The following is a 12,121-nucleotide window of genomic DNA, read 5'->3' as shown; positions in this document are numbered from 1 at the left end:
AATTCCAACTGACACTTAAATTAACAAAAACCTTAAAAAAAATTAAGAAAAATAAAATATTGAAAAAATAATTATCGATTCATCACTTACTAAAAATTTATTATATTTTTTACTTGAATTCCTACAAAATTTCTCGATAATCGAGGAGGTATGTTTTCTGAAAAGTAATAAACTTACTTTAAATTAAAATAAAAAGGAGAGGATGATGAGTAGAGCAGGAAGAGTTGCTGCAGCTTTTCTAATACCAGCCGCAATAGGATATACAATCATGGGCTTTACAAAGTTATCGAGGGCGCTCGATGACCCAAGCGAAAACACTCAAGAGGCATTAGCTACTTACAACATGCTATGTTACTTCGCCCGAGAGATGTGTAAAAATTCATTTACCACAAATGTTGCAGGTTTTATTGCAACTGTGAGTTTGACAACAGGCAGCCTTGCTCGGTGAGGGAGCGAGGGCTGCTTTCCAATGGTCACAAGGACAGCCAAATCCTGATCCTAATAATTATGAGCCACTTGAAGAGAATATTCCTCCCGTTGATGGTAGTAGTTATCAAGGACAATATCCAAACGGCGTTACCCCGTCGGCTCCAATAGTAGGCGCCGAAAATCCCAACGGCGATAGGCCACCTACTGATGGAACTTCTCAGCCATCGCAAATAGCTCAACTACAAAATATTGGTAGCCCGCTGCACTCACCTAGAAAAGAAACCCCACAAGATCCAGCTTTGGACAATGCGCCTCAATCATCAGGATATCTATCTCCATCAAATAGTGTATGATAAGTTAAACACCAATCACCCTCGAGGCTTGTAAGTTTACTTACAAGCCTCAAAACAAAATAACAGAGAAAAAAACATGCGTGCTGCATTTCGAAGAACCGGGAATGTATTCGGATTACTGTTTATATTCGGCATCTTAGCTTACTTCATCGCCTGTGCCGCAACCAATGAATTTGAAAATGTGAACCAAGATTTTCTAGAAAATATCAATGCACTCAATCTCATATGTTTTCTTCCCTTCTTTCGAAATGCCTGTCGAAAACCCGAAGTCGCCATTTTGGGAATTATTGGCACCGGCGTCCTGGTAGGAACATTTTTCTGCTTCTCACGCGAATTCCCGCACGCATTCAGAGAATATTTACGCGACAATGGCTAAACACCACCAAGTAGAAATGCGTTACTCAATCAATTTCTAGAATGGTTTAACCGCAATCGTAACCCAGCGATTGCTGACGATGAATCACCAGCGGCCGCATTGATAAACCCTAATAATAATGTATAGAAAATTCATTTTAAGGCTAAGGCCGATGAATTCAGGCCGATAACCTGATTCAACCGCGGGCGAAAGCTAAAGACAAAATTTTATAGGCCAACTTCGCCGCGAGAAAATCACAGCTATGCAAATGGGAAACGGGTGCGAGCTCATTAACATCGGCACCCACGATGGTGCTAACCTTACTCGCTGCGGTCATGATGTCTAAAACATCTTCCCAAAATAACCCGCCCGGCTCGGGTGTGCCCGTGGCGGGCATTAAACTCGCATCGAACCCATCGACATCAAAGGTGAGATAAACAGGGCGATCTTTGAGGTGACTCACAATCTCATCGATATTCCAACGCTTTTTATCTTTACCCCAATAAATATGAATGCGATCCCGATTATCTTCCAAAAACGGAATTTCTTCCGCCGAAATATTCCGAATACCACATGAAACCAATTCGACATTATCATCATCTAAACAACGCCGGAGCGCTGAGGCGTGTGAATAATGCTCGCCTTCGAAGCCGTCACGTAAATCCGCGTGTGCATCAAAATGTAGAATCGCGAGATTTGGATATTTTTTCAAAAAGGGGCGAATGGTCGCAGCCGTAATCGAATGCTCACCACCGAATGTCATCGGAAACTTGCCGTCAGCCAACACACGCTCAACGAGCGATTCTAACTGATCCAACGCAACTTCAATCTGGCTAGAAATTTTGGGCTCTTCGAGCGTCACCACACCGATTTGACGAAAAGGCTCGCACCATAACTGCTCGTCGAACAACTCCACTTCGTGGGAGGCTTTAATCATTGCGGCAGGACCTTTAGCAGTTCCACCGCCATAGCTCACCGTTGCCTCCAAGCCAAAAGGAATGATGACGGCTTTTGCATCGGAATAATTCACAGCATCTTTAGGCTCTAAGCCTAAAAACCCTTGCTCTGGAGACATGCATTGCATTAGGAATCACTCTTTGAAAATAATTTGGCATAGTGTCGGCGCGTACGGTTTTTCCAATAACCGCGATGATACGCATCGCTCGCCAATAACGGCAACACCGATGTAGCTTCTGCATACACCATGTGCTCATAAGCAACATCGACCTTACCCCAAGAACACGCTTCTTTAAGCGTTGAGCTCGAGCATGCACCATCACGCACGTCCGCGACGGTAATTTGAATAGCGTATTTATGCATTTCCACTTCACGACCCAATACTTCAGCACAAACGACTGTGTCCTGCACAAAGTTTTTAGGCACGCCACCACCAATCATTAATAATCCTGTTGTTCCGGCATCGATTTTTAATTGCGTCAATTCATGAAAATCTTTAATAGAATCGATAGCGATGTGGCTCTCAGGATTTTTAACTTGATGAAGTACCAACCCAAAACCAGCAGAAGAGTCTGTAAATGCCGGACAAAAAACAGGGACATCGTGCTCGTAAGCCAATTGCACTAACGAATTTTGTTTTTTCGCATGGCCATTAGCGAGATACGCACCCATCGCCGCAATAAATTCACGCGAACTGTATGCGCGTGGTGCTAAGCTGTTTGCAATCTCAAAAATGGTATGGTCACACTGCTGTAAATCTTCTTCATCGATGTAAGTATCGTAGATCCGATCAATGTATAAATCACGCATTTGACGATCATCGACAAATTGACTGCCTTGATAATGACGAAAACCCAACGCTTCAAAAAAATCCATATCGACAATATTCGCACCGGTTGAAACGATAGCATCAACCATATTATAACGAATTAAATCCGCATATAATTTCATACAGCCCGCCGCAGCCGTTGAACCTGCAACCGACAAAATGATGCTACAGTTTTCGTCTTGCAACATTTGATTAAAAATTTGAGTCGCCCGCGCTAGCTCACGCGAGGTAAACGACATTTTATCCATCGCATCGATGATGGGACGCGCATCAAACGTGGTGATGTCAACGTGTTCAACTGTTTTTTGCAATAATGCTTGCTTCAAGGATTTTTCAACTGTTTCCTCTTTCATTTCTAACTCCCGGATGTCGATTACGCCGCTATGACTTCAAGCGGCTCGTGCGTAATACAATCACCCTCATACAGTGTCATCAAAGGTTGATCCGATACCAAGACCACACCCTCGCTTTGCCGAAAACCATTGAACTCCGTCGACAACGTTCGACCATAAGCGCCTATTTGTCCAATTTCAATGTAATCACCGTTTCTCACATCGTTTGGTAAATAAAACGGTCCCTTCATATAATCCAATGAATCACAGGTAGGTCCGTAAAAGCTAAACGGCGTCAAACTGGTTTTTTCTTCCGCATCTACATCTTGTGTATTCGATCGCAATAAATGCACCGGAAAAATAAAGTGCGGAATGCCCGCATCAAACAAGCTGCCATAAGTGCCATCATTGATATAGAGTGTGTCGTCCTTACGCAACTCCACATTGACGATGATGGAAGTACTCTCGGCCACTAACGCACGACCCGGTTCACACAAAAAAGTGAGATGGGGGTAATCGCTTTTTATTGCGGCGATTTCTTCGTCGATCGCGACAAAATACTCTTCCAACGCAGGTGGAATCATACCGGGATAAATCGACGGAAAACCACCACCGACATTAAAGTATTCAACATCCACACCTGCTTCGCCAATCACCTTAGCCGCCATGCGCATAGCGATACGATACGCATCCGGATGCATGCATTGCGAACCGACGTGAAAGGTGACGCCGAGTTGGCGCGCGACCTTACGCACTTCATTCAATAGCGCAGGCGCTTCTTGCAAGTTCACACCAAATTTTTCAGCCAAGTTAAACTCTGCAAAGGTGTTTGGCATCGCCAAGCGCAAATGCAAGGTTAGGTCTTTAGCATTTTCAGTGTGCTCAATAATTTTTTCGAGCTCATCGAGCGAATCCAATGCAAAATGTCGCACGCCGTACTTGAAATAGCCTTCCCGAATAGCATGCGGTGATTTCACCGGATGCATGAAAAAGAGCTCTGCTTCAGGAGCATATTTTTTAACGGTCTGAACTTCATATAATGAAGCAATCTCGAAAGCATTAATCCCGCTCTGAAATATAGCTTGGATGATATGCTTTTCCGGATTGGTTTTGACCGCGTACAACACGCGACCGCCAAAGCGGTTGCGAAAGTAACTGGCTGCTCGCAGAAGCGTAGCTGGTCTAAATGCGAAGACAGGCTGTACTGGCCTGCTGTTTGCAATAGAAGCGATAGTTTCCACTGTCCACTCCCCTACCACAAATTAATTAAGGCGCCAATATTATAAAACTTAAACCCAAATGTACATAATTTTTATTAAGTTTAATGTAGGCAATCTCTGTCTGTTTTCCCGCCCCTAGGCTTCTAAGCCCTGGCAGCAGACGAGGCAAGCCTGGGGCGAGTATACAGAATCTCTAGCATTGCTGGACTCATCATCTAGGAGATGACACATCTGGATCTGCTACCATTAGAATCATCCACATTGGGGGGCCGAGGGCAGCTCCTAGTTGTGTTGCCAAAAACACCAAATTGATTACTGCTAGATGGTCGTGATTCTTCCGGGCTCAAGGAAGCTGCGCTAGAACATGAATTTGATTCGTGAAGCTGTCCATTGTCTCCTTTATACTGCCATTCAAATTGGTTAGAGTCATTTTGGTTAGAACCCTTCGCAGAAAATGCCATACCAGGATGCTTTTGCTTAAGCCCTTCGAGGTATTCGATTGCCTCAACTATTGAAGTAAATTGTAGTGTTACGGTCTTATTATCACGCGATACCTTGGGTGTTGTCTTGAATTCTTCATATTTTTTGTTTTTATTTTTTAGAAGAGTATCCGATTTTACGTAAGGTTCAGAGGTACAGCCCCTGCCAAGACGTTCCAAAATATTATTTATACTTCTCCCATTTTCTTCGATTTTGTTATCAATGAATTCTTGATAGCAATTAATTACATTATTGCAAAACGTATTTTGTGGGGCGTTGAGATGAGGAAAATGGTTTATAGATGGCTCGGTGGTTCCGCTTCCTCGGCTAACTTGATCATTATACAGCAACCCATCTGAAAAGCGATCATCTGAAAAGCTATCATCTGAAAAGCTATCATCTGAAAAGCTATCATCTGTATCAAAAAACTCAAATTTATCATCATCAACATCAACCAGAGTCTGATATGAACGAAAATTTTGTTGTGCACTCTGCAAATTTCCATCTAGTGTTGGAACAGGTGATGTTATCTCGTTAATTTCAAGAGTAAATGGTTGCTTGTTCGAATTTAAATAGGGGCTTCCTAGTTTAGATAGTATATCGTTACAATAGACAGGAAGTACCAAAAAACCAAGATATATTACGGTAAAGCTCCTATCTAGTTCATGTCGAAGGGTTATTTTTTCTACTTCATTAGGCAAACTGAAAATATTTTTTACTTGGTCTTCTATTACCTTTGCTCCTCGTGAGCTACGTCTCATTAATGCGAGGCATCTATCAATTTGTGGTTTACACTCTTCCGATAAGTTTTCTAAGTTTAGAAGCTCGTCTTTTGCTTCTTTATATACTTCCCCCAATCTAGATTTAAACTCAGGTTCACAAACATCCTCTTGCTTATTAGCTTCGAGTAAAGCTTGCATCAATTTTCTTGATTTAGAATCGGACTCAAGATCGAAAAGTATTAGATTTTCAGTGTGTTGAGGCGAGGCGTTAGAATCGCTATTATTTCGCATATATGATTCCTTTAATTTTTAGGGTACACAGGATTAGATCTTAAGAGCACCGCCAGAAAACAAAAACTTCCTCTCGTATGAGTTAAGCAATTGAAATCGAAAAAATCTTTGATGGATTAAAAACAATTTTTAGAGCTGCCCTTAAGATTAGCCAGAAACTTCGTGAGCAGTTTCAAGTAGATTTAGCCTAGCAACTAATAATTAATAAAGGATTAAAGCCGCACCTATAGGGTGGGGATAAAAACCTAACGACCCTAAGATTGTACGATACCCGAATCCATTGTTTATACTAGTGAGCTTTGAATAAAGGGGTTCCTCGCGTTGCTCGGAATAACATGACTCCGTAATTAGAAGTTGGTGGGCCGTCAGGGGCGAGCCGGATTTTACGGAAAAGCCAAAGGCTTTTCCCCGGCGAGCGCCCGCACACAGGATGTGCGGGCCGGCCTTGTCACCATGAATGGGTGCTTGGTCAGTCATTTCCAACAAGCGATTAAGTGGTGGGCCGTCAGGGACTCGAACCCTGGACCCATGGATTAAGAGTCCACTGCTCTACCAACTGAGCTAACAGCCCTAAAAATAACCTTAGATTTATCAGACATCCCTGAGCTAACAACTCTAACAAAAACTCCCTACCATAACACACAGATAATTACTCTGCCATTGCGATGACCGCTTCCCAATCTTTTTTAGTAACGGGTGTGATCGACAAACGATTTCCTTTTCGAAGAATTAACAAATCTTTTAAACGTGGATTTTCCCTCAATGCTTGCAATGAAATGACGTGTTTAAATTTTTGTTTAAACTTCACATCCACCATTACCCACCGAGGATCCTCGCGCGTACTTTTAGGATCATAATGATGATCCTCTGGATCTAAAGCCGTTAAATCAGGATGCGCTTGACCGACGACTTCAACAATGCCTGCTATCCCCGGCTCTTTACAATTCGAATGATAGAAAAAAGCGAGATCCCCTTCTTTCATAGCATCGCGCATAAAATTACGTGCTTGATAATTTCGCACGCCGTCCCAGCCAGTAGTTTTATTTTTCTCTTGCTGGAGATGATCAATGTTATATGAAGTGGGCTCCGATTTTAATAACCAATAATTCATAAAAACCTCAGAATATCCGTTTTAACTATCATCACGCTTCTTTCTTGCGCCAAAAGAATATTATCAAAAAGACACCTAACGCCAAACTCATTTCAACGAACACACTGCTCGTTAAAGTCCACTGCTTATATTGTGGAAAATGCGCAACGATAGCAGTAATTATGGCAGCACCGCTTGAAATAACAATACCGTAAAGCGCACTAATGCTACCACTATGCTCGGGCACTTCGGCAAGACCTTCGGCAATGCAGTTAGAGTATGTAAAACCACCAGCAATTCGAAGCACGAAAATAGGTGCAATAATAACCCATGCATTGAACCATTTAATCGCCAATCCATTCATTAAAATCGTCATTGCCACAGCGACTATCAAAGAGTAAAGAATTATTTTTTGTAAATCAAAATACTGACTAATCGTTTTATTGGCCAATGCACCAATCAAGCTACCCATGCCCACCACCAAAATCAACCAGCCATAAATATAGGCGGAATAACCTAACTCCGTTTGGAAGATAAAAGGTGCCATCTGTAAAACCGTCATGATCGCTCCGTATTGCAAAGCAATGATGAGTATGTATCCTACTAACTTACGCTGCCTAAGCAAAAACTGATAAGTCTTCAACAACTTAATAGGATGAAATGGATTGCGGGTTTCAGGCAGCCGTGTTTCTTTATATTTAATCAACGTGATTAAAAGCATCAGCACGCCCAATGCCAACAGCACCATAAAATTCACACGCCAATGAAACCAATGCTCAATATAACCACCAAAAAGTGGCGCAATAAGTGGCACCGACGACCACGCCATCGACTGCATCGAAACCACTTTGGCGATCGTTTTTTTATCGTGAATTACGTCTCTTAAAATCGCGCGGCTCAACGAAGCCCCACAACCAAAACCCATGCCTTGAACAAGACGACCCCATAATAAAAGATGAATCGATTGCGCCGAAACACAAAGAATACTACCGATCACAAAAATGCTGCCACCGATGATGAGCATTGGCTTGCGACCAAAACTATCCGAGAGCGAGCCATAAAAAAATTGCGACACCGCAATCGCAATTAAATACATCGCAATCGTGAGCTGCACCTGCGAGGCTGTAGCATGCAGCGCTTGAACCATGCTGGGAATAGATGGCAAATACAAATCCAGCGCGATTTGCGGCACTGCCAAATAAAAAATAATAAAAAATAATGTCCAGCGGGATACGGTTGGAGAGTGCTTCATGTCGCAGATTCTACCCTATTCTCTTAACACAGCCCAGTCTATCAATTGGACTTTGGATAAATAAAATCCCTTGCCAGTTAGGACAATAATCAAAAAATGTGAGTTTCTAAATCTTAAGCTGTTTTTTGCAGCAATTCGTAGAATTGCTCAGGTGTAAAATTTATTTTATCCAACCATGATTTTACTATCCCAATCAAATCCTCTATTTTTTCAGGGTCTGAGTTTTGCGTCTTTTCTTCAGTCCTCTGAATCGTTTTAATTTTTGAGTTGCTATTTTTGAAAATAGCAGGATGTCGCGTGCGTTTCCCCTGCGTATCACCTTTGGTTCTGCCTTGCGGATTACCGCGTGGTTTGCAGAGATTAGCAGGCGTGCCAACGGTATCAAGCACCGTAGAAAAACCCCGTTGCGTTTGTGAAGGGGTCGCAGTTATTGATGGTTTTTCGTTATCCACTTGGAAGCTCGGCAAATACCGCTCCCATTTTTTCGGTAAAATCGGGGCAAGATTCCTCGCTAGATAAAGTTGCGTATACGCTAATGCTGTCATCCGCCACCAATCTTCTTCGTGCTTAACATCCGGTGTTTGGTATCGGTCAAATAACAGTTTGTCTTTACCAAAACGAAAGTAGTGTTCAATGTCATAGCGTCTATCGTAATAGTGATACGCTTCTAATGCTGTGATTTCATTACGTCGTTCACCAGCGAGTCCTAACCAGAGTGGATTTTTATATAAAGATTTACCGTTAGCATCAACCGCAACCAATTGCACAACAGTAACAGGATGCTCATATCCTTTAAATTGCTTTGAACCACGCAGTAATTGGTCACGCCATATTTTAATCTCCAATTGGTAAGTTTTGCCACTGCGGGTTGTAATGGGTTGCTGCACAATCTCATCGGATTCACGGTGAGTCGTGCTGTCGTTTAGTTTCATCGCATCACCATAGCGTTTTATACTTCCTGAGGTATTATCTTCTATTGATGCGGGCGCGAAAACATTACGGGTACTGTTAAAACGGAAAAGATGTACCCAATTGGGATTTTCGCTAACCAGTTTACGGCAAGCTTCTGTACCATATTTTGAATCAGCCACGCTAACCACCAATTTATGAGTAAGCGCTAAGTCTGCAATACAACGGTTAATTTGCTGCATCCCAACTACATTGCCTTTTTCATCGCTTTTAACGCGCCTCGTATCCAGTGGAACTAACCAATGCTTTTCTTGAGCTGCACCATCATTGGGCAATAGTGATACCGTTGAATATTCATGTCCAATGGTAATCGGTTTGTTACCCGGTGCTGGATTAGGGCTGTAAACCACATGGCGATCTTCAACACAGTGTGCACTTTGACGCGACTGTGGTGTCGTATCCGCAATAATGATCACACGGTCATCGCTATGACTCACATGTTCATATTGTATTTTCATCATGCTATCCCAACAATTTGCTACCGACAAACCATCGCTAATCGCATCGGTAATACTACTGTATTCACGTTCAAAGTATGGCGATTCACATAATTCTATGGGTGTTTTGCAGCGATGGCCATGGCTTGAAAGGGCATCGAGTAAATTCATATTGGCATCGCGTCGCGCGGGGAAGATGTTGTAGAGGAATGTACGGAATTGTTTTAGTTTTTCTGTCGCTAACATCGTTTGTTCCTTATTTTATTTTTTCGAACAAACGTTGTTTACAACGTAAAATTTTTTTTCGGTTTCTATGTCAAGCAATTTTTAATTATTTTTATAAATTTATCCAAAGTCCAATTTATGGGAATCGGCCAAATGGTCGGCGCCTATATCGGAGCGCATTTTGTAATGCGGGAAGGATCACGATTGATTAAGCCCATCTTTATCGCAGCCGTCTTTCTGATGACAATTAATATTGTATGGGAAGCTTTTTTTAAAAGAAGCCCTATTAGATAATTTTTATTTTTGCATCATCATGAGCGCTTTTCACATAGGTTTGATAATCTAATTCGCCCATATGTTTGGTCATGTCATCGATCAATTGTTGCTGCTGTTTTGATGAGGCTTTATCGAAGTTAGCATTATTAATAGAATGAATCTGTATCACCACAGAGTCGCCATTTTCTAACACAGCCGTTCCTGCTGAACGGCCCATTTGCATCGATAACCCAAATGCGGTCGATAAAATAGTTGGTGAAATAGCTTTATCATTTCGCATCACTGCTGTTTTTGCCTGCCAAATCAGATGATATTGATTCGCTATAGCCGATGCACTTTTGCCATCATTTAAAGCCGTTTGAATATCGCCTGCCACAAGCGCTGCCTTTGCCTCTGCTAATTGTTGCGTCATCTGCTGTTTAATTTGCGCGGATACCTCTTTTAATGGAGGTATGCGACTCGGTAAATGCTGCCTGACCCTCAAAACAACAATGCTGCCATCTTTTAATTCGATAGGATTGCTATTATTACCATCCTGCAACACATCATCACTGAACGCGGCAGCAACCACATTTGGATGAGAAATGATCCCGCTCTTTTCGCCCTGGCGAGTGAACGGTGTCGACGTTTGCAGCTTCACATTTAAAGCCTGTGCAGCCGGCGCCAACGTTGTTGGATTTGTGTAGGTAATGTTCGACAATTGGTCGTTTTCCTTATTCAAAATAGTATTTTTTTTTTGCTGGACTAATACTTTCTCAATTTGCGCTTTCACTGCATTAAATGGTTTTGTTTTCGCAGGCACCGTTGATACTAAACGCACGATGTTCATGCCTTTTGGCGTTCTAAACGGTTGTGACACCTGCCCTGGCTGCATTAACGATAAGACTTGTGACATTTGCGAAGACACCTCAGTCTGGCTCACCGTTTGTGTGATGCCTTCCTGCTCTTTAAATAGAGCCTGAAAACTAGTGCCTTTTTTTATACGTTCCGATAATTGCTGTGCCTTTTGCTGCGCGATAGAAACCTGCTGCGGCGTTACGTCACTTGGAATTGAAAGAAAAATTCGTTGTATTGTCCAACGCTGCGGGATTCGGTAATTATCTAAGTTATTTTGATAATACTGTTTTACATCAGCGTCTGTAACTTTTGCTCTTTTAGCAATGTCTGTTGGTGAAAGTCTGATATAAGCAATGCTAACTTTTTCAGGTGTTTTAAACGCACTCTTGTGTTGCTGATAATAGTTTGCAATCGCATCTGCTGTGACTTTCACGGTATCTTTGTACTTCGAACTCGGCACTACAAAATAACCGAAGTCACGTTTTTGGTGAAGCAAGTCATAACCCGCTTTTGCTTCCTGAGGCAACACAAACGCGCTGTCTTCAATGCCCGCTTCAACTTGATTGACAACTAAAAGGTTACTCGTTTGTTTAGCAAACTGATTAGGGGTCAAAGAATTTGCATATAAAAGCTGTTGGTAACGCTGCGGTGAAAATTGCCCATTTTCACTGAAGCTCGGAATACTCATGATAAATTCATTAACTTGATTTGAACTGACACGAAATCCCGCATCTTTTGCTGATAACAACAATACGTTATTCAAAATCAAATTTTGCAACACAAGCTGCTTGAGCTGCTTACTTTGACTGGACGTTGGTGGTGTGCCGGTGTGCTCAGTAAATTGCCGTTGTGCCCGTTGGTAGGAAAGGGTTAACTCGTTTTCCGTGATCTTTTCCCCATCGACTTTAGCGACTGTACCGCCTCCAGCCTGACCTTGTTGAAGGTAATATTGCACACCCCATAATACGAAGGAAAGCGAGACAGCGCCGATAATAATACCAGCGATCCAACCTTTAATATGTTCATGTAAGCTTTGCAGCATAAAACTAATTCGTCATCCGTCAGTA

Annotated in this window: 9 protein-coding genes and 1 tRNA gene; 1 reads left to right on the top strand and 9 read right to left on the bottom strand. The window is 42.2% G+C overall.

Translation table 11 applies throughout. The annotated features are described in order from the left end of the window. Positions 1–858 precede the first annotated feature (858 nt). Positions 859–1,158 carry a hypothetical protein gene (locus ACJMKR_RS02685; RefSeq protein WP_423063660.1) on the top strand — a complete coding sequence of 100 codons (300 nt, stop codon included), beginning with the start codon at positions 859–861 and terminating at the stop codon, positions 1,156–1,158. 175 nt (positions 1,159–1,333) lie between these two features. On the opposite strand, the gene speB is transcribed toward ACJMKR_RS02685, so the two are convergent. The 9 genes from speB to ACJMKR_RS02640 all read right to left on the bottom strand — a co-directional run bounded on the left by speB (position 1,334) and on the right by ACJMKR_RS02640 (position 12,096). Further along, complete coding sequence (speB, locus tag ACJMKR_RS02680; RefSeq protein ID WP_423063659.1) at positions 1,334–2,221, bottom strand: agmatinase; 888 nt, start codon at positions 2,219–2,221, stop codon at positions 1,334–1,336. Beyond that, positions 2,221–3,276 (bottom strand): 1,9-bis(guanidino)-5-aza-nonane synthase, encoded by a 1,056-nt coding sequence (locus ACJMKR_RS02675; RefSeq protein WP_423063658.1) that lies wholly within the window; start codon positions 3,274–3,276, stop codon positions 2,221–2,223. Before ACJMKR_RS02675 ends, speB begins: the two co-directional genes overlap by 1 nt. Before the next feature lie 20 nt (positions 3,277–3,296). After that, entirely contained in the window at positions 3,297–4,514 is a 1,218-nt protein-coding gene (locus tag ACJMKR_RS02670) for a type III PLP-dependent enzyme (protein WP_423063657.1), read from the bottom strand. Between the two features lie 176 nt (positions 4,515–4,690). Next, positions 4,691–5,968, bottom strand: a complete 1,278-nt coding sequence (locus ACJMKR_RS02665) for a hypothetical protein (protein ID WP_423063656.1) — start codon at positions 5,966–5,968, stop codon at positions 4,691–4,693. A 495-nt stretch (positions 5,969–6,463) separates the two neighbouring features. After that, positions 6,464–6,539 (bottom strand) — tRNA-Lys (locus tag ACJMKR_RS02660). Positions 6,540–6,617: 78 nt separating this feature from the next. Beyond that, the gene (locus tag ACJMKR_RS02655; RefSeq protein WP_423063655.1) at positions 6,618–7,079 is read right to left on the bottom strand and encodes an EVE domain-containing protein; all 462 of its coding nucleotides are present in this window, start codon (positions 7,077–7,079) and stop codon (positions 6,618–6,620) included. 31 nt (positions 7,080–7,110) lie between these two features. After that, a complete protein-coding gene (locus ACJMKR_RS02650) occupies positions 7,111–8,310 on the bottom strand; it encodes a multidrug effflux MFS transporter (protein ID WP_423063654.1) in 1,200 nt (399 codons plus the stop codon). Between the two features lie 113 nt (positions 8,311–8,423). Then, the gene (locus tag ACJMKR_RS02645; protein WP_423062352.1) at positions 8,424–9,962 is read right to left on the bottom strand and encodes a transposase; all 1,539 of its coding nucleotides are present in this window, start codon (positions 9,960–9,962) and stop codon (positions 8,424–8,426) included. Between the two features lie 265 nt (positions 9,963–10,227). Continuing rightward, on the bottom strand, positions 10,228–12,096 hold the full coding sequence (locus tag ACJMKR_RS02640) for a SurA N-terminal domain-containing protein (protein WP_423063653.1): 1,869 nt from the start codon (positions 12,094–12,096) through the stop codon (positions 10,228–10,230). Positions 12,097–12,121: the final 25 nt, after the last annotated feature.

The sequence above is a fragment of the Candidiatus Paracoxiella cheracis genome (assembly GCF_049348705.1).
Lineage (GTDB): Bacteria > Pseudomonadota > Gammaproteobacteria > Coxiellales > Coxiellaceae > Paracoxiella > Paracoxiella cheracis.
The sequence above is the reverse complement of the archived record's forward strand: the minus strand, read 5'-3'. Positions and strand labels throughout refer to the sequence as shown.